Source organism: Cryobacterium sp. TMT2-14 (assembly GCF_004402465.1).
In the GTDB taxonomy this organism is placed as follows: Bacteria; Actinomycetota; Actinomycetes; order Actinomycetales; family Microbacteriaceae; genus Cryobacterium; species Cryobacterium sandaracinum.
Genome location: NZ_SOFV01000022.1, coordinates 181,762 through 200,237, shown reverse-complemented (window position 1 = coordinate 200,237; position 18,476 = coordinate 181,762). Strand labels below are relative to the sequence as shown.

General features: G+C 65.1%; 16 protein-coding genes and 3 pseudogenes. 6 read left to right on the top strand and 13 right to left on the bottom strand.

The window, feature by feature from the left end:
- Positions 1–175 precede the first annotated feature (175 nt).
- The gene (locus tag E3O28_RS08975; RefSeq protein ID WP_134401526.1) at positions 176–997 is read left to right on the top strand and encodes a hypothetical protein; all 822 of its coding nucleotides are present in this window, start codon (positions 176–178) and stop codon (positions 995–997) included.
- A 284-nt stretch (positions 998–1,281) separates the two neighbouring features.
- Here the strand turns inward: E3O28_RS08975 and E3O28_RS16320 are convergent.
- Positions 1,282–2,426, bottom strand: a pseudogene (locus tag E3O28_RS16320) (ATP-binding cassette domain-containing protein).
- 170 nt (positions 2,427–2,596) lie between these two features.
- Between E3O28_RS16320 and E3O28_RS08965 the strand changes: the two are divergent.
- Complete coding sequence (locus E3O28_RS08965) at positions 2,597–3,607, top strand: LacI family DNA-binding transcriptional regulator (protein ID WP_134415681.1); 1,011 nt, start codon at positions 2,597–2,599, stop codon at positions 3,605–3,607.
- 60 nt (positions 3,608–3,667) lie between these two features.
- A complete protein-coding gene (locus E3O28_RS08960; protein ID WP_134415653.1) occupies positions 3,668–4,501 on the top strand; it encodes a shikimate 5-dehydrogenase in 834 nt (277 codons plus the stop codon).
- 368 nt (positions 4,502–4,869) lie between these two features.
- Here E3O28_RS08960 and E3O28_RS08955 read toward each other — a convergent pair whose 3' ends face one another.
- Positions 4,870–5,217 carry an SRPBCC domain-containing protein gene (locus tag E3O28_RS08955; RefSeq protein WP_134415652.1) on the bottom strand — a complete coding sequence of 116 codons (348 nt, stop codon included), beginning with the start codon at positions 5,215–5,217 and terminating at the stop codon, positions 4,870–4,872.
- 678 nt (positions 5,218–5,895) lie between these two features.
- Between E3O28_RS08955 and E3O28_RS08950 the strand changes: the two genes are divergently transcribed.
- Positions 5,896–6,723: an HNH endonuclease gene (locus tag E3O28_RS08950; RefSeq protein WP_198411558.1), complete on the top strand. Its 828-nt coding sequence runs from the start codon at positions 5,896–5,898 to the stop codon at positions 6,721–6,723.
- A gap of 151 nt (positions 6,724–6,874) precedes the next feature.
- Here E3O28_RS08950 and E3O28_RS08945 read toward each other — a convergent pair.
- The 5 genes and pseudogenes from E3O28_RS08945 to E3O28_RS08925 form a co-directional block, all read right to left on the bottom strand.
- Positions 6,875–7,035 (bottom strand): annotated as a pseudogene (locus E3O28_RS08945) (transposase); the annotation flags it as partial.
- Complete coding sequence (locus tag E3O28_RS08940) at positions 7,026–8,600, bottom strand: ABC transporter ATP-binding protein (protein ID WP_134415651.1); 1,575 nt, start codon at positions 8,598–8,600, stop codon at positions 7,026–7,028. The pseudogene E3O28_RS08945 and the gene E3O28_RS08940, both read right to left, overlap by 10 nt.
- Entirely contained in the window at positions 8,597–9,442 is an 846-nt protein-coding gene (locus E3O28_RS08935; protein ID WP_233191474.1) for an ABC transporter permease, read from the bottom strand. Before E3O28_RS08935 ends, E3O28_RS08940 begins: the two co-directional genes overlap by 4 nt.
- Entirely contained in the window at positions 9,439–10,404 is a 966-nt protein-coding gene (locus E3O28_RS08930; RefSeq protein WP_241973068.1) for an ABC transporter permease, read from the bottom strand. Before E3O28_RS08930 ends, E3O28_RS08935 begins: the two co-directional genes overlap by 4 nt.
- A complete protein-coding gene (locus tag E3O28_RS08925) occupies positions 10,401–12,053 on the bottom strand; it encodes an ABC transporter substrate-binding protein (RefSeq protein ID WP_134415650.1) in 1,653 nt (550 codons plus the stop codon). The genes E3O28_RS08930 and E3O28_RS08925 overlap by 4 nt, the downstream gene beginning before the upstream one ends.
- A 460-nt stretch (positions 12,054–12,513) precedes the next feature.
- Between E3O28_RS08925 and E3O28_RS08915 the strand changes: the two genes are divergently transcribed.
- Positions 12,514–13,923: a CoA transferase gene (locus tag E3O28_RS08915; RefSeq protein WP_134415648.1), complete on the top strand. Its 1,410-nt coding sequence runs from the start codon at positions 12,514–12,516 to the stop codon at positions 13,921–13,923.
- 160 nt (positions 13,924–14,083) lie between these two features.
- Here E3O28_RS08915 and E3O28_RS08905 read toward each other — a convergent pair whose 3' ends face one another.
- The gene (locus tag E3O28_RS08905) at positions 14,084–14,383 is read right to left on the bottom strand and encodes a thioredoxin family protein (protein WP_134415646.1); all 300 of its coding nucleotides are present in this window, start codon (positions 14,381–14,383) and stop codon (positions 14,084–14,086) included.
- A 54-nt stretch (positions 14,384–14,437) separates the two neighbouring features.
- Here E3O28_RS08905 and E3O28_RS08900 point away from each other — a divergent pair, with 54 nt between their 5' ends.
- Entirely contained in the window at positions 14,438–14,842 is a 405-nt protein-coding gene (locus E3O28_RS08900) for a heavy metal-responsive transcriptional regulator (protein ID WP_134415645.1), read from the top strand.
- 248 nt (positions 14,843–15,090) lie between these two features.
- Here the strand turns inward: E3O28_RS08900 and E3O28_RS08895 are convergent, their stop codons facing one another.
- The 5 genes and pseudogenes from E3O28_RS08895 to E3O28_RS16965 all read right to left on the bottom strand — a co-directional run.
- Positions 15,091–15,396: a hypothetical protein gene (locus tag E3O28_RS08895; RefSeq protein WP_134415644.1), complete on the bottom strand. Its 306-nt coding sequence runs from the start codon at positions 15,394–15,396 to the stop codon at positions 15,091–15,093.
- A 43-nt stretch (positions 15,397–15,439) separates the two neighbouring features.
- Positions 15,440–15,943, bottom strand: a complete 504-nt coding sequence (locus E3O28_RS08890) for an SRPBCC family protein (RefSeq protein ID WP_104102295.1) — start codon at positions 15,941–15,943, stop codon at positions 15,440–15,442.
- A 22-nt stretch (positions 15,944–15,965) separates the two neighbouring features.
- A complete protein-coding gene (locus tag E3O28_RS08885) occupies positions 15,966–16,703 on the bottom strand; it encodes a hypothetical protein (RefSeq protein ID WP_134373204.1) in 738 nt (245 codons plus the stop codon).
- Positions 16,704–17,305: 602 nt separating this feature from the next.
- Positions 17,306–17,467, bottom strand: coding sequence for a hypothetical protein (locus tag E3O28_RS16315; protein WP_158250296.1), 162 nt, complete (start codon positions 17,465–17,467; stop codon positions 17,306–17,308).
- A 243-nt stretch (positions 17,468–17,710) separates the two neighbouring features.
- Positions 17,711–18,475, bottom strand: a pseudogene (locus tag E3O28_RS16965) (IS30 family transposase); the annotation flags it as partial.
- Position 18,476: the final 1 nt, after the last annotated feature.

Here is an 18,476-nt window from a genome sequence, read left to right as displayed (position 1 = left end):
CATGGAGGAATCTCCCCCGAGCTCGGCGGGCCGATCGGGGGCTGGCTCATGGACCGGTTCGGGCCGCTGGGCAGCGATATCTTCTCCCCCGGCACATGCAGGAGTACATGCTGTCGGCCACCCACGACCCTGCCCGGGAAACCGACCCGAAAACGGGCCGGTGGGACCCCCGGGCATGGTGGGCTCCTTCCCTCCCTACCGCATCCTCAGCATCGTCGGCACGAATTCACGCGACTATTCCGTGGCCGCCGGGCTGTCGTCCGCGGTCATGGGCGTGCAGAGCGATGGTCTCGTCGCGATCCGCAACGCTTACGTTTACGGGGGCGCGCGGGCCTACATCCATCGCTCCCACTCGGGTCGATACGGCTTGGTCAACTCCGAGGAAACGTACCAGAACCTTTCCCGCTTCCTGTTCGGCGGGTTGCGGGTGGAGGTCGCCCCGCACGGGGTGGAGCTCGATCGCAACGACCGCATCTGGCAGGGCGAGGCGAGGCTGGCCATCCGTGGCGTGCCTGCGCTTATTCATGAGCAGACGGCCGATCATTATTGCCCGATCGATCTGAACGCCACGGAGAAGGGCATCGCCGGGCCCCTGTCACCGGTCCCGTCGATGACAATCTTCCTGCAGCCGAAGAACGTGCGTAAGTGCCGCTACGCCCTCGACCTCGACCTCGACCTCAAGATCATCTCACTCAAGGAGACGGGCGGCATCCTCGGTTTCGGGGGACACCTCGAGCAGATCGCGGACTGGCAGGACACGCTCATCGTCGACGTCGAGGTGAACGACAAGGGCGCGGCCAGAAGCGTGATCTGGGAGTGGAACAGCACCCTCGCCGTTCGAATCGCCGAACAAGCAGAGCTGCCCAACCAGCTCGACTGGGCACCGGGCAAGTCCAGCGACGGGCAATGGCAGCTGCCGGTTCCCATCGTCCCGATGGGGCAGGCGGTGCTCGGCAGCCACGCGCGCCTCCAGCTCAGCATCGGCCTCTGGGCCTGAGCGGCCGCCTCGCGCGATCGACCCGATCCTGATCACGCATCACCGCCCGGACCCCACCGGGACGTAGGCGCCCCTGTGCGCCATCCACCCTGGCCCCTTCTCGACCGCGGACCGAGGGCGACAGTCCAGCCCGACGCCGAACGAATTCGACGGAGATTTTGCTCTAGACCGCCCGTTCTCGGTGGGAATGGCCGGATTTTGGCAGAATCTCCGTCGAATTGGTTGGGGGCGCACGGCAGCCAGTCGGGGCGGCTCTGCCCCGAGGCAGGTAGCACCGGCGCACGTCAGGCCGTGGGCCGGTAGCGCCGTGGGGCGGAGGCCTGGGCGACCAGGGCGCGCAGGCTGTCGAGGCTTCCGGTCACAAGACCTTGGGCACGGGCCTGCACGAGCACGTTTTCGATCGCGGTGGCCTCGACGGGGCCGGCCAGCACGGTCAGCCCCGTTCGGTTCGCGGTGAGCTGGCAGAGAAGGTCGTTCTGCGACCAACCGCCGACGATATGCACCGCGCGGATGCTCCTTCCCGACAGCTCGCTCACGACCCGGAGGGTCTCGGCATAGGCAGCCGCCAGGCTCTCGACGATGCTGCGCATGAGTTCGACCGGGGTGCCCGGCACCGGCAAGCCGTGCTCGGCGCAGTAGGAACGGATGCGCGCCGGCATGTCCCCGGGTGCCAGAAAACGGGGGTCGTCCACGGCGAAGGTCACGTCTGCGAAGAGGCCGGCGCGGCCGAGCCCCTTCACGGAGAGCACGGTGTCGCCCACCGGGGCGACCTCCCGCATCACGGTGATGCGGTCGCAGACGGCGAACACCTCGTCGAAGCGGTGCGAGATGAAGAGGATGCTCGCGCCCTGGGCCCGCAGGTTGCGGGCAACCTGGAACAGGCGCTCCACCTCGATGTCCGACAGCGCGGCGGTCGGCTCATCCGTGACGAGCACCGTGGCGCCCTGGGAGATGGCCTTGGCGATCTCGCTGATCCGCTGGTCGGCGATTGACAGTCCCTCGGCCGCTCGGTTGGGATCGATGCGCACGCCGAGCTGGTCGAAAAGGTCGCGGCGGCCGTGCGCATGGCGGCCCGGCTGATCAGGCCCAGTCGGCCTTTCGGCTGGCGCCCAATGAAGATGTTCTCGGCCACTGTGAGGTCGGGGAACAGGGTGGGTTCCTGATAGATCGCGGAGATGCCGGGGGCCTTGCTGTCGGCCACGGTGCGGAACGACACCGGCTGCCCGTCGACCTGGAGCTCGCCGGCGTCGAGGCGGTAGAGCCCGGCCAGGATTTTCGCGAGGGTGGACTTGCCGGACCCATTCTCGCCGACCAGGGCATGGATCTCACCGGGGAGGATTTCGATGTTCCCGTCTGCGAGGGCGACGACCGGTCCGAATGGCTCAACGGCACCGACAAGGGTGAATCGTTTCAGAGAACGTGTATTCAGCGAATATAAGGATTGGTTGGGGCGTCCGTCAACAGCAGAAAAAGTGCAATCCCCTAAATGAGATTCAACCGAGACTTCGAATGGGTCTCGTGTATTGATTCGTTTCAATCTGCGGCGCGGTGATTCACACTTCACCTAGAGGCAGCAAAGCGCAAGGCGAAAGGGTGACGATGGCAACGGTGAGTGTGCGCGAAGTCGCGGCTCGCGCCGGGGTGTCGGTCGGCACCGTCTCCAATGTGCTCAACCGGCCGGGCAAGGTTTCCCCGGCAACCGTGGAGCGGGTGCAGACGGCAATCTCCGACCTCGGCTTCGTGCGCAACGACGCTGCCCGGCAACTGCGGGCCGGCCGCAGCCGCAGCATCGGGCTCGTCGTGCTCGACGTCGCCAACCCATTCTTCACGGATGTCGCGCGCGGCGCCGAGGACCGAGCCGCCGAAGAGGGCCTCACCCTGCTCCTCGGCAACAGCGACGAGAACATCGACCGAGAGAGTGCCTACCTCGACCTGTTCGAAGAGCAGCGTGTGCACGGCGTCTTGATCTCCCCGCTCGGCGAGGTCGGGGACCGGCTCATGCGGCTGCGCGCCCGCGGCACCCCCACCGTTCCCGTCGACCGGCAGACGGCTGTCCACAGCTTCTCCTCCGTGGCCGTCGACAACGTGGCCGGCGGGCACCTCGCCGCGGAGCACCTGGCCTCGATTGGGCGCACCCGGATCGCGTTCGTGGGTGGGCCGCAGAGCATCCGTCAGGTTGCCGACCGGCTGGAGAGCGCGCGGCAGGCCGTGCGGGAGCATCCGAACGTGTCGCTCGAGGTGATCAGCACGGAGTCCCTCTCGGTGCTGCAGGGGCGTTTCGTGGGCGAGCAGTTGCGCGCCCGCGACCCGGTCGACCGGCTGGACGCCGTGTTCGCGGCGAACGACCTGCTCGCCATCGGCGTGCTGCAGGCCCTGAGCATGCTGGGCGATGTGCGGGTCCGCGAAGACGTGGCGCTCATCGGCTACGACGACATCGCTTTCGCGGCGGCAGCCATCGTGCCGCTCTCCTCGATCCACCAGCCGAGCGCCCTGATCGGCCACACGGCCGTCGACCTGCTGCTGCGCGAAGCCGCCGGCGGCGACGATTTCGTGCACGAGCAGATCGAGTTCCAACCGGAGCTGATCGTGCGGGAGTCCACCGCCGGCTGACTGGGTCCCGCTCCTTCCGCCCGGGCTTCCGCTGGCGATTCCGCTCCTAAACTTGACCGCATGACACTGCAGCCCCTGCTCAACAAAGACACCCGCCTGTGCATCTCCCTGGCCGCCCGGCCCAGCAATTTCGGCACGCGTTTCCACAATTTCCTGTACGCCGAGCTGGGGCTCGATTTCATCTACAAGGCGTTCACCACGACGAATCTTGCCGCCGCGATCGGCGGCGTGCGTGCGTTGGGCATCCGTGGCTGCTCCGTGTCGATGCCCTTCAAGGAAGATGTCATCGCCCTGGTCGACGAGTTGGATGACTCGGCGAGCGCCATCGCGTCGATCAATACGATCGTCAACGACAACGGTTGCCTGCGGGCCTTGAACACGGATTACATCGCCGCCGCCGATCTGATCCGCGCGCGCGCCCTCGACCCGACCACTCCGTTCCTGCTCCGCGGCAGCGGCGGAATGGCGAAGGCCGTCGCCGCGGCCTTCCGCGATTCCGGGTTCGAGCATGGCACCTTGATCGCCCGGAACGAGGCCCGAGGCCGGACTCTCGCCACCGAGCTCGGCTACCGCTGGGCGGCCGAGCCGACCGGTCTCACCGCACCTCTGCTCGTGAACGTCACCCCGATCGGCATGACCGGCGGTGCCGAGGCGAACGACCTGTCCTATTCCGCCGAGGTGATCGCCGACGCGACCTGCGTGTTCGACGTGGTGGCGTTGCCCGCGGAGACTCCGCTCATCCGGGCCGCGCGCGCGGCAGGAAAGACCGTGATCACGGGGGCCGAGGTCATCGCTCTGCAGGCAGCGGAGCAGTTCGAGCGCTACACCGGGGTGCGGCCGGCGCCGGAGCAGGTCGCCGCGGCATCCGCCTTCGCCCGCACTCACGCACGGTAGCGCGCGCCTGAACCAAGTCGACGCCGAAGCAGGTTGCTTCAGTCGGCGTTCACGTGACTTGACCGGGGCCCTTGTTGCCTCCAGGGGATCCTCGTCAGGAAACGCCTCCCCACGAGGACAATCCACCCCGGCAACGACGAATGGCCTCCGAAATCTCGGAGGCCATTCGTTTTAAGACCTGTTCTAAGACCAGAATCAACCAGTTCTGAGCACGACCCTGTGGCGGGCTGTTCCTATAACTCACAGGCCACTGAATCAGTGGGCAATTTTTTGGTACTTTCGCGTACATCCTCTGCGCTCTGTCAAATAATCCTCTACCGGCCGAGCAACGTGGCCAACTCGTCGAGCGACTCCCCCGTAATCGTGAACTACTGGGTGACACCCTCGAGTAAAATCGCGAGCTCGTCGAGTACGACGTCCCAGCCCTCTCGGTTCTGCTCAAAACGTTCGCGACGGTAGCGGGTGCCGCCGGGGAGTGTGTCGAAGCCCGATTCGATCACCGTGACATCCGTCCCGGTACCAGCATCGGCGATGGTAAAGCGCACGTGCGTCGAGTACTCGTCGAGCTCTTCTGCGGGGATTCCCGACCAACGGAAGCCGAACGAGCCGTCGGGCACCACCTCGGTGATTTCGATCGGGAAGCTGCCGTAATCATCCCAGTCGATGCTGCCAGTAGCACCGGGCTCAAGCGTACCCATGATTGCGTATCTGTTCACGGGCGGGAGAACTCCGTGAACGCGAGTGGCAACGCATTAGTGGTCGGTCTAAGTTCCTTGCCGACCGTGCCATGCAGGCAACGCAAGGCAACCCGACTGCCCCAACGGGCATGGGGCCGGTATGTTCAACGACTCGACGTCGGGACCGCGATGTCCACTCCAACTACAAGGCCAACTGGCCACTCAAGGTGCTACCCGGCGCCGCAGACGGCGCAGAACTCGACCCGCCGCTCCGAACATAACCGCGCGCACCCACTCGCCACTCATCACTCCATCGCACGAGCAGGACAATTCGCAGCGCCGAAAAGCGGCCACTCGAGCATCCCTGGCCGTGCATCGTCATTTAATCCGCAGCCGCCAGCCCGCATGAGTTTCCTCTGCCCTCTGCCTCGCTTCCACTGGAGGTGTTGACCCGTTTTTGCTGGATAAGAGACATTTGTGTCAGAAGTGCCCGCCAGTATGAGCCTGTCTACGTCACATCACGGAAAGATGGCATCATGCCCAAACCGCTTTAAATCATGCTGCTCATTGCGGCGCCCCTCGTCCTTGGCGGAACCACCGGAAGCGGAGTTGCCGCCTTGGCCGCGCTTGCACTGGTTCTGATCGCCAGCCCGATCATCTGGAAGGTCCGCAAGGATCGCTATTTCAGTTCCGACCAGTTCCGACCAGTTCCAAACATTGCGATCCGAGATCGCCGTCGTTGTCGCCGGGCACAACGAGGTCGTGAACTACGTGGCCGAGATCCGCTCGCAGGGCTCATTTGAGCTGGGAGCGTCCTCAGCGGGTCAGTATGCGCACCTGGCCACATTTGAGAACAACTCGGCGTGGAACAATCGGCGCGACCGCAACGTCTCCGACTACGCGCCGCAAGTGCACAACACATCTCTCCAGGTCGTCCGCAATGCCAGCGTCGAGCCGATCAAGTACGTCATGAAGTACTTCTCCATCAAGGCCGACCAGGAGACCCTGGCTGACGTTCAGCGTGTCGCCGAGGACATCTCGCGGCTGGAGGAGGCGGTCTCCAACGTCAAGGGTCGCGAGGCAGAGATCACCGCGAGAATCAATCCGCCGAAGTTCATCATCAAGCGTCACGCCGACGAGTTCTGGAACCAGATCGGTGCCCACCTGTCACCCATCGAGGTGCCGTACCCGGTTTACAAATTCCAGTACACCTCCGCAGGAGGCAACAGCGGTCAGGCGTCGACCATCGCACTCGACACTCCCACCCTTGATGCACTGTCCGCGACGCTCGTCCCGAAGATCCGCTGGACGAAGTCGGCCGCTGGGCAGCGCACGCTGATGACGGTGCGACTCCGAGGCGAGATCAAGCAGCGCGACCGCTACGCCTGCTTGCAATGCAGCGTCTCGGTGGCTGCCAAGCCGCACCTTTTGCTCGAGGTCGACCACATCATGCCGGTGTCCAAAGGCGGTCTCAGCACGCCCGAAAACCTCCAGACGCTCTGCTGGCGGTGCAACCGAACGAAGGGCTCAAAGGTCCTCGCGTAGCTCAGCGCGGCCAGAGCCGTCATGTTGTTCCTTTCGTGTGCGCCGATGGGCGTTCACTTATCGGGATTCGTCTATCTCCCGACGATGTCCGAGGCGGAGGATGATCACAATTAACTGGTCGTCGTGAAGGCTGTCCTGTCGTAACCGTGGGTTAAACCCTGCTCGGGAGTACCGGTTTATGGCCGCCGAGGCTGAGCATGGTGAGGGCGATCAGGGCGTCGGGGATGTGAAGCCGAAAGCGATGCGGGTGATGAGTCGGATCTTGGTGTTCATGGATTCGACCCGGCCGTTGGCTGATCCGACTAAGCCGTGGCGTGCGCGGCGAGCAGTTCTCGGGTGAACGGATGCTGCGGCGCAAGAAATAGCGCCGCAGCCGGTCCCTGCTCCACGACAACGCCATCCTTCATCACGAGGATGTCGTGGCTGAGCGCGCGTACCACTGCGAGGTCGTGCGAGATGAACACCATCGCCAGCCCCGTCGTCTCCTGCAAGGATGCCAGCAGCTTGAGCACCTGGGCCTGAATAGACGCGTCCAGCGCCGACACCGGCTCGTCGCAGACCAAGATACTCGGCTGCCGGGCCAGCGCCCTGGCGATCGCCACGCGCTGGCGCTGCCCGCCGGAGAGCTGGTGCGCCCGCCGCCCCAGCAGGGAATCGTTCAGTGCCACCAGCTCGAGTAGCTCGATCGCCCGCGCCCGGCGTTCGCGCCGTCGACGCCGCCCGAGCCGGGTGCCATCCAGAGCGATTGCCTCCGACAGGATCTGCAGTACTGTCGCCCGCGGGTCGAAGGCACTCAGGGAGTCCTGGTGGATGATCTGGATGCCGCCGCGTCGGGCCCGCCGCGTCGATTCCGGCACTCGGCTCCAGGGCTCACCGTGCAACAGAACATCGCCGCGGTCCGGGGTTTCCGTGCCCAGCAGCATCCGTGCCACCGTGCTCTTGCCCGACCCCGACTCGCCCACGATGCCCACGGTGTGGCCGGCACGCAGCTCGAACGAGACCCCGTTCACAGCGTGTAGCTGCGCGGCCGCCTGGCCGTAGGTCTTGGCGAGGTCCCGCGCGGCGAGCACCACGGGGCCGGTGTTCGGCGGGGCCGGCGGTCGGCTCTGCGACGCCGCCGCCAGAAGCTCGCGAGTATACGGATGCTGCGGCGCGGCGAACAGGTCGGCCGCAGGCTGCAACTCGACGAACCGCCCGTCTTTCATCACGGCGATGTCGTCGGCGAGCTGGCGGATAATCGTAAGGTCGTGGCTGATCAGCAGCAGCGCGAGGCCCGACTCCTTCAGCTGGCGCAGCAGGACCACAATCTGGGCCTGAACGGTCACGTCGAGGGCCGTAGTGGGTTCGTCAGCGATCAGCACGGCCGGCGAAGCCGCGAGGGCCGAGGCGATGAGTGCGCGCTGGCGCAGGCCACCGGAAAGTTCGTGCGGGTAGTGACGCACGCGCATGGCGGGCTCTGGCATGGCCACCTGATCGAGCAGCTGCAGCACCCGGCCGGCACGGTCGGCGCGGCCGAGTGTGGGTTCGTGCACCTCGAGGGGTTCGGCCACCTCGGCGCCCACCCGGCGCAGCGGGTCAAGGGAGACGAGGGCGTCCTGGCTCACGAGGCCAACGCGGGCACCGCGCAGGCGTCGCCAAGCCGGCTCGGTCAGGTCTCGAGCGTCAACTCCGGCCACGGTCAGTTCCTCGGCGGTGACCCGTGCGCCCTCCGGGGTGAGTCCGATCAGGCTGCGGCCGGTCACCGTCTTACCGGCACCGGACTCCCCCACTATGCCGAGGCATTGCCCGGCGGCAATGCTGAACGAGACGCCGTCGACCACGGCGGTCGCCGAGCCCGGCAGAACCACGCGCAGGTTGCGCACCGTGATGACGCTCATCGCTGCCGCCGCGCGCTTCGGGCCTGCAGGTGTCGGCCTAGAATGCTTGTCGACACCACGGTGGCGGTGATCACGAGCCCGGGGAACACGGCGATCCACCAGGCGCTGGCGAGAAAATTGCGGCCTTCCGAGAGGATGAGTCCCCACTCCGGCGTTGGCGGCTTCGGCCCGAGGCCGAGGAAGCTCAGGCCGGCTGCGGCAGTGATAGCGGTGCCGACTCCCATGGTGGCCATGACCAGCAGCGGGCCGAGGGTGTTGGGTAGCACGTGGCGCAGCACGGTCACCGCGGGCGACACACCAAGCGTGCGCGCGGCCTCCACGTAGCCGGCGCGCTTGACCACGAGGGTTTGCACCCGGGCGACGCGCGCGTATGAGGGGATCACCGCGAGGGCCACGGCCACGAGCAGGCTCGCCTCCCCCGGGCCGATGATTGCGATCACGATCAGGGCCAGCAGAAACTCCGGGAAGGCCATCACGATCTCGATGGCGCGGCTCAGCACACCGTCGCCGAGGCTGCGCATAAGCCCAGCGAATGAGCCGATCACGAGCCCCACGACCAGAGCGATCAGCGTGGCACCGAAGCCAATGGCGAGCGAGTACCGCGAACCGTAGATCACCCGTGCGAACACGTCGCGGCCAGTCTGGTCCGTTCCAAACGGATGCCCGGGGCCGGGCGCCAGCAGCGCCTCACCGATGTCGGTGCGCAGGGGGTCAGCGGCGGTGAACACCCCGGGCAGAAGGGCCGACACCACGAGGAGCACGAGGAACCCGGCGGCGGCCCAGAGTGCCGGGGCGGGCATCCGCTTGACTCGACGTGACCGGACGGCGACGAGGACGCTCATGCGTAGGCCTGCTTAGTCTCCAGGCGCGGGTCGATGCGGTCGGCGACAAGGTCGACGAGCAGGTTGATCACGGAGAAGGCCACCGCGGCGAGCACGATAATGCCGAGCACCACGGGTACGTCCCGGTCAACGATGGCGTTGAGGGCTACGCGGCCAAGCCCTGGGCGGGCAAAGACGGTCTCGACCAGCACCGACCCGCCGAGCAGCGAGCCGACCATATACCCAGTGAGCGTGATGCTGCTGGCGGCGGCGTGGCGCAGGGTGTGGCGCACGACGAGCCGGGTGTGGCTGGCACCACGGGCACGCACGGTGTCGACGAAGGGCAGCGCTGCTGCGTCATCGAGGCCCTGCCGCAGCACCTGGCTGATGATGCCGGCCACCGGGATGGCGAGGGTCGCTGCTGGCAGGAGGAGAGCGCCGAACCCCACCGTGGCGACGACCGGAAACCAGCCAAGCCCGAAGCCGAAGACGCTAATCAGCACGAGACCGATCCAAAACGTGGGCGACGACACGGCAACGAGTTCGAGCAGGCCGGCCAGCGGTGCTGTGCGCCGGCCGCGCCCGAGCAATGCCGACCCGAGCGCGAGCAGGAGCGCGAACACAACGGCGAGGGCCATCAGCTGCACGGTGGGCACGAGTTGCTGGCCGATCACGTCGGCGACGGGTTGCTGCCTGCGGTACGACGTTCCGAGGTCGCCCTGCACGAGGCGGCCGAGGTAGCCGAGGTATTGCACGAGAAGCGGGTCGGCGAGGCCCCAGTCTTCGCGGATCTGGTCGCGTACCTGTGTCGAGACGTTGCCGAGCCCGATGAGCACGTTCACCGGGTCGCCCGGGATCAGCCGCAATGCGAAGAATCCCAGCGTGGCGGCGCCCCACACCACGAGCACCATGCCGCCGAGCCGACCGAGCAGGCGAGCGCCCGGTCGGGCAGCGCCGCGTGCGTGCCCGTGGCGTTCGATCACGGAGCGGTCGTGAGGGACGCCTCGTAAAAGAGCGGCTGCCCGTACAGGTCGAAGCTCAGGTTCTCGATGGTCTTGCTGTATGCGGTGATCGCGGTGGGCACGGTGATCGGAACCATGGCGACGTGGGTAGCGTTCCACTGCTGTAGCTGCTGGTAGAGGGACTCGCGTTCGGCCGGGTCGCTTGTGGCGATGGCGTTGTCGAGAAGCGTGTCAACGACCGGATCGGCGGTGGATGAGCCGTTCTTGTAGCCGCCGCTGTGCAGGTGGGCGCGCAACACGTCGGCGTCGACACTGGGAAAACTCCAGTCTGATAGGTCGTAATTACGCTGGTCGAATGCTTCGTAGTACTGGGCGATTTCACGGTTGTCGCGCACAATTTCAAAGCCGATTTCGCGCAGGTCCGACTGCACGACGTCTCCGAAGCTCGCGTTGGCATCGGAGACAGGGTTATAGGCGAGCCACTGCGCGCTGAGTCGGGCTCCGTCTTTCATGCGGTAGCCCTCGGAGTCGCGCTCGGTCCAGCCGGCCGCGTTGAGCAGGGCATTAGCCTGATCGGGGTCGAAGGCCCAGCTGTCTTCGAGGCTCGGATCGTAGGAGTTCGGGGTGGCCGGGGAGAGGATACTCCACGCGCGTTCCGCCTGCCCCTGGTAGATGCTCTCCACGGCCGGACCGATGTCGACTCCGAGGGCAAAGGCGCGGCGCACATTCTCGTCGGCGAAGACGCCGTGCGCCTCGTTGAGGAACAGGGTGTACGGCAGGCCCGGCATGGTCACGTTTTCGATAGTGAACTCGTCACCGATCTGTCCCACGGCGTTCGGGGTGATGTCGCTGGCGATCTGTGCTTCACCGCTCGTGAGTGCGCCGGTGCGAACCGACGATTCGGGCAGGATGCGGAACTCGAGCGTGTCGATGGCCGGCGCGCCCCGGTGGGTGCTGCCATCCGGTGCCCAGTTATAGTTTTCGTTCGCGGTGAAGACGATGCTCTGGTCTGGCGTGTACTCGCTCAACACGTACGGGCCGGTGCCCACCGAGATGCCGGGGCCGCCGGCGGGCAGCTGGGCTGCGTTCTCACGCAGCGCCGCGGGCGAGTAGAAGCCGAGCTTGGCGGTGCTCACGGCCTGCAAGAACGGGGCGTAGGGCTGGCTGAAGTCGACCCGCACGGTGTACTCGTCAACGACCTCGGTGCCCGCGTAGAAGCCACCGGTTTCGGCGTACCCGATGAGGCTGGCGGCATCCGCTGACGCCGTTTCGGGAGCGACCACGTGCTCGAAGTTGGCCTTGACGGCCTCGGCGTTGAAAGGCTCGCCATCGTGGAAGGTGACGTCATCGCGCAGGTCGAAGGTGTACTGCAGGCCGTCGTCGGAGATCTGCCACGACGTGGCGAGCCACGGCACGAAGGAGCCGTCGGCCTTCTGATAGACGAGCGAATCGAAGGAATTGCGCATCACGAGGGCGGTGGCTTGGAAGGCCGATGAGTGAATGTCCATCTTGCCGCCGCTGAGCGTGCCACCGTTGATGGCGTAGGTCAGGGTAGTGGAGTCGGCCGCGGTGTTCTGGGCGGTGGCACTGCACCCCGTAACCAGAGCGACGGTGGCGATAATGGCAGCTGCGGCGCGCAGCCAGGATGTTGTATGGGCGCGAGAGCGCATAAATGGGGTCTCTTTCTCAGGTGCGAATCAAACTAGCAACTAATTGACTCCGCCCATCAAACGTACCTTGCCCGTGGAGCAGGCCGGCCGGAACGAGTGACCGCGTAAACCGCCTTGCGCGAACCCGCGACCAGTCCGAGGTGGAGAAAGTCCTCTGGATGATCGCCGTCGTATTCGCGCCTCTACTCGGCGCGCTCGTTTGGTATTTAGCCGGGCCACACCCATTCGGCCTTCGACTCACATGCCAGGTTCGATAGACCTCGACCTTCATTTCCCTTTGCGGAAGGGGTTCCTTGGCTGGCCTATCGCCGGCTCTCCCCCCGTTTTGATTCCGTCCCGTGATTGCTCGGCCCCTCATGACATCAATTGCACTCCGTGACATGGGGATAAAGTGGGAATCACCGATGGTCGCCTGGTTTCACGCCCACGTGTGCACGGTCGAGGGCGTGGGAGGCAACCGATGGGCACCTTCCTCAGCACGTTTCTCTCCGATTCCGCGGAACTTCCGGAGCTAGCCGATCGTGTTCGTTTGTCCGGGCCGGTGCCGCTTTCGTCGCCTTTGCCTGTCGGGGATCTTGCCGCGGACAGCATCGCGGCGACCAAGCTGATGGCCTCGTTACTGCACCTTGTCCGTTCGGAAGTGCGGGATCCGAAGGCGGACGAAGTTCCGCGGGTGGGCTCTGCGCCGCAACTGGTCGCCGGCGCCTTCCGGAGTGACCAACTATTTCGGTGGAACGGGGACCCCGCGCCAGCGTGGGCGCCCCTGTCCGGATTCTTCGCCTCGAGCGACGGTTGGGTTCGCACTCACGCCAACTATCCCCATCACGAAGCGGCTTTGCGCTCACTTCTGAGATTGGCTGGCTCCGCCACCACCGAGGCTGTCGCTCGCGCAATTTCGCGCCGCAGCGCCCTCGATCTGGAGGATGAAGCATCAGATTCTGGTGCGGTGATCAGCGCGGTTCGCAGCCCGAGCAGTTGGAGAGGACATCCTCAAGCCCAATCCCTGAAAGCAGCTCCCTTCATCAGCCTGGTGCAACAGGCAGGAGACTCGGGCCTCCATAGCCTGGGGTCGGCCGACAGACACGCGCCCCTGGAGGGCGTTCGGGTGCTCGACTTGACCCGCGTCATAGCCGGGCCGGTGGCCACTCGCAGCCTCGCGTTCTTCGGGGCAGATGTCCTTCGCATCGACAATCCTGGCATGCCGGAACTCCCCTGGCAGTACCTCGACACCGGGCAAGGGAAGCGTTCCGCGCTCCTTGATCTCGGCTACAAACCGGATCGAGACCGCCTCGAACAGCTACTGACGGACGCCGACGTTGTTGTCTCGGGATACAGGCCGAACAGCCTCAACCAATTCGGCCTCTCGCCGGTCGGACTCCACAACCGCCATCCAGGGCTCGTTATCGGCCGGGTGAGCGCGTGGGGGCAAAGCGGACCTTGGGCCGAGCGCCGAGGATTCGACAGCATTGTCCAAGCAGCCAGCGGCATCGCCCAGATTCACGCAGACGGCACCGGCAGGCCAGGAGCTTTGCCGGCCCAGGCACTGGATCACTCCGCCGGGTACCTACTTGCCGCCGGGATCATGTCAGCACTTCGACGTCGCCACCTCGACGGGCACGGGTGGACCGTCGACATTTCACTGGCCCGGGTCGCTCACGAGCTACTCGCCCAGCCTCATTCCCCGCAGGCCGAAGCCGGCCCATACGAGATCCAAACCGTGAACGCGGAAACGTTAGAAGGTACCGTCACCTGTGCCGCACCCGCGATCAGCATTAGCGGCGGTCCGAATCGCTACAGGTGGATCGGCAGCCAGTGGGGAGCGGACCAGCCGGAATGGGCCGAGTCACGATCCGCCAGCGGCGAGCGATAAGTCCCACCCGGAAGGTGCGCCATCGGCAAGTGCAGCATGGCGAAAGCCGCCCGCTGAAGGTTAGTGTCGCGCCATCCCTGTGCAGCGCACCTGTTGGCTGCTGTGGTGCCGGCCATTCCGGCACCGATCACGAACAGGTCGTATTCCTTACTTATGCCGCTCAAGCTGTAGTGATCGCATCGCGCAGTTGCTCCAGTGTTGGGGCGCCGGCTAGTCCCGTGGGGGTCTTGTAGATGCGGCAGGCCAGCCCGACCGAAGCCGACGGGTCGGGAAAGAGGTCTGTTCCGTCCACCAGCATGCTCGGAGATCCCCGAAAACCGATTGTCTCTGCGTCTTCCAGATTCTCAACCAACCGCCGGGTCACAACGATGCCGGGGCATGCAGCCGCGATCAACGCCAGCCGCTCAGCAGCGATTTTCCAGTTCGGGCACCCATCGAAGTACTGCAACGTAACATCCATGCCTTCACCGTAAACGTTGCACCGCAGTGCAAGGTCAAGTGGTGAAATGGGAATATGCAGATTAGAGACCTGGCCATCGCGAGCGGCGTAACCGCACAGACGATCCGGTTTTATGAGCGGCGCAGCCTGTTGGATCACGCCGAACGTGGGGGGAACGGTTACCGCCGCTACAACGATGCGGCCCTATCGCGCCTGCGGTTCATTCGGTCTGCCCAGACGGCTGGTCTGACATTGGCCGAAATTGGCGGCATCATCACTGTTAGAGAAGCTGGCGAGGTGCCGTGCGAACACGTCTCCAACCTCCTCTTGAAAAGACTTGCGGATGTGCACCGCCGCCAACAAGAACTAGTAATTCTTGAAACAGAGCTGCAATACATCATCGACGCGAGCCAGCATCTCGACCCAGGCGATTGCGAAGCGGGCGGTGTCTGCCACGTCATCGCCCACGCTCACCAGTAGCGCGCAACCTTCACCCATGCCATGAAGCGATGCAAATTCACCGCCATCTAGCGCTGCCATTCACACAAAAGACTGAATCTGTCACCTATGCAGTCACTGATTGTAATTCCCGCAAAGACTGCCGCTCCTTCGAACCCTCATCGGCGGATGACCGCAGGACGACGTGCCTCAGGGCACGCGCCCACCTGGCGCAGCGGGATTTGTGGAAGTACCTACCGATCCTCCGTGACGGATCGAAGCACTAATGACTAGCGGAAGTGTGCGCTGGGCCGGCCCGCCCGGTGGGGCATCTGCTCCTGTCCCGAGTTGCAGGATTGCCAGGGACGAAACGTGAGCGTTGAAGGCAAGACCGCATGGGGACGGCCGAGCCACACCAGTACCTGACCGCGCGCATCGCTGCTGCTGTCGGCACCGAGCTGAGCATCCATGGGCGCCACATTCTGCCCACGGTAACGATTGGCATCGCATTGTTTACGGAACACTCGAGAATAGCCAGCCTGGTGCGCGACACCGATTTCGACCTGTTCCACGCCAAGCGATCCGGTCGCGGTCATTGGCAGCTCTACAACGACACGATGCGCTCCGAGAGCGGCCCGGTCAAGACTGGGCTTTCGCCCCTACGTCGATGGAGACCTCGGCGATCCGCTTGATCGCTGCGAGGGTTTTCGGTATGCCACCGAGGGCCTGCTGGGTGCGGTCGGTGATCTGAGCGTGCGCCTTTTCGCCGAACTTCTCCTCGAACATGGCGATCCCGTCCGGCAGGAACTCCCAGGACTCGGTGAGCATCGTCCCGGTCTCCGCGGCGGTGAAGCTGAAGCCCCAGCGCACGAAGCTGCCGCCCACCACCCAGGCGAACTCACGTCCGTGCTCTGCCGTGACCACCTCGGACCGGGTCTGCCAGGTCCGGTGTGGGAGCTCGTTGTGCCCGGTGAACCAGGCACCGACCCGACCGGCCTCGGCCTCGTCGTCCCACCAGCATGACGTGCAGACCGGGCTCCACTCTCCGGTGCGGGTGATGTCGGAGAGTAGGTCGTAGAGAAACGCGGCCGACGCCTCGACGATGATGGACTCCTGGTGGCTGAGGGTGCTCGTCTCATTCATGCATTTACCCTAATGGAGGGGGTCATTTCTGCTGCCGCCGGCTGCCGCCGTGCCAGTCTTCTTGCTTTCCGACCGTGTCCGCGTCGACTCCGAACGCGGCCAGCTGTGGCTGCTCGCGCAGGCTGCGCTTGAGTTCGGCAAAACCCGGGAAGCGGGCCAGCCCGACCACGTGGTCCCACAACTCGACCGCCGAGTCCTCGTGTGGCAGCCGGCTGATCACCGGCCCGAAGAAGGCCGCACCGGCGGGCGGCTCGAAGTGGATGATGGGCGTGCCCACGTCTTTTCCCGTCAGCGAGAGTGCCTCGTCCGTCTCTTGCTGGATCTCGATGTCCCATGACTCGTCGTCGAGAGCTTCCGCCAGCTCGGGCGGTAGGCCCGCCTCGGCGAGGATCGGCTCCGCAAACTCACGCGTCCCGCGGAGCTCACGCACCTCGCCCTCGGTCCGATGGTTGTCCGGGCCGGGGGCGGTGTCGAAAATGTGGGTCCCGAAGGCGGCGTATAGCGGCGCCATCGCCTCGCGGCCGTGCTCCGCTCGCGCGCGGGCGGCTACCCGCAAAAGCCGGAGTCCGGCGGTGTGTCCAGCTTCGTACTCGGGAGGGAAGTGCGTGTCGTAGTCGACCTGGGCATTGATCAGGCGCAACGAGATGAACCGCCAGTCCACGGTGTAGTTGCGTTGCTCCTGCACCTGCCGCACCCACTTGCTCGTCATCCAGGCGAAGGGGCAGACCGGGTCGAAGTAGAAGTTGATGTCAGCGTCCATGCGTCCACCCTAGGTCAGTGCCGCAAAAACGACCGAGATCGATTTGGCGAGGTGGACTCGATGGGTGCCTCGGGATGACGTATCGCTCAGAGTCGCATTCATTACCTTGGTGCTTACACGGTAAGTGACAGGCGCTCCTCCACTTCTGGGCATGTCGTGCGAACGATCGCTGCCGAACGCCACAAACACTTAGCGTCGGGTATTTAAATAGGCCACAAGCCACCCTCGGTACTCCACCGTTCCGAGCTGTGACTCTGGGGCGGATCCTGGGGCTGCACACTGGCCCTCACCTATGCCAAGTGCTACCGCAGCACGTGCGCACCCTAGTCCTGGTCTCCGTCAACATGACCCAGCGCAGCGGCGTGCGCTGGCTCCGCCACGAGACCGGCCGCTACCTGCCCGAGAAATGACAGCGCTTCCACGAGGGAGTCCCCGCCTCCGAGCGCGACGGTGACCGCGTCGCCGCCTACGACCGCCTACTCAACCACAGCGACGACGCCACAGTGATACGCAGCGCAGCGCTGGTGCGACTGGGGAGACGCCGCCGTCTCGCTCGAACCCGGCTCGGCACCCAGCCCTCGCTTCACCGACCCACATTCCAGCTACAGTTCGCCCGCATCGTGGCGCACTACTTCACGCACCGGGCCCGGCTCGAGGAAGACCAACTGCTGCGTAATGATGACCGTCTCGCCGGAATCCCCGGCGTCTTGCTCCACGGCCAGCTCGACCTCGGCGGGCCCGTCGACGTGCCCAGGTGCTGGCACAGGCCGGACCAGATGTAACCCTCCACGTGATCCGTGCAAGTGGACACCAGTGCAACAACGAGACGACCGAGCGTTACGGAGATCCCATGCACCGCAGGATATGAGGCCGGAACACTAGGCGGGCGGTCTTGAAGCGGTTCGCATCCAAGGTCGCTCTGATCGCTGGATATTTTCACTTAGGAGTGAACCACTCCTGCGCGATCTAGTGTGTCACTTAACCTAGGCGCCTCATATCGGGCGGATTCAAGTGGTGTCTGCAACACCGGTTTGATTGGTTGGGTTTGAGGTTAGCGTGGCGAGGACCTCTGCGGGCGTTCGGTAGCCGTGGCGTTTGCGGGGCCGGCGGTTGAGTTCCGCAGCGACGTTCTCGAGGATCCCGGGCCCGTGAAAGGACAGGTCTGTGCCTTTTGGAAAGTACTCGCGCAAGAGCCCGTTGGTGTTCTCGTTGCTGCCACGCTGCCAGGGCGAGTGCGGAGCGCAGAAATGGATCGGCATCCCGGTCGCCATCGTGATTTCCTGGTGTCGAGACATCTCCGCTCATTGATCCCAGGTGGTCGAACGGCGCAGCTGTTCGGGGAGGGTGTTCATTGCCACGATCATCGCGTCGGCCACGGTGCGAGCGGTGTGATCCCCGGGCAGATGCAGCAGCATCACGTATCCCGTAGTCCGTTCGAGAGGGGTTCCGATCGCGGACTTCGACGAGGTCGAGCCGATGATCAGGTCGCCCTCCCAATGCCCGGGAACGGCACGGTCCTCGATCTCCGGCGGCCGGTCAGAGATCATCACCATGTCCCGGAACCTCTGCGGCCGCGGACCCTCCGACCGCTGCGGGCGCCGTGTGACACGCCCTGACCGCAACGCGGTGGCAACTCTCAAGCGCAACGATCCGCGGCCCTGCACGTAGAGGGCCCGGTAGATCGTCTCGTGTGACACCTGCATCTCCGGATTCTCCGGATGCTCGACTTTCAGTCGACCCGCAACCTGTTCCGGGCTGAACCGATCGGTGAGC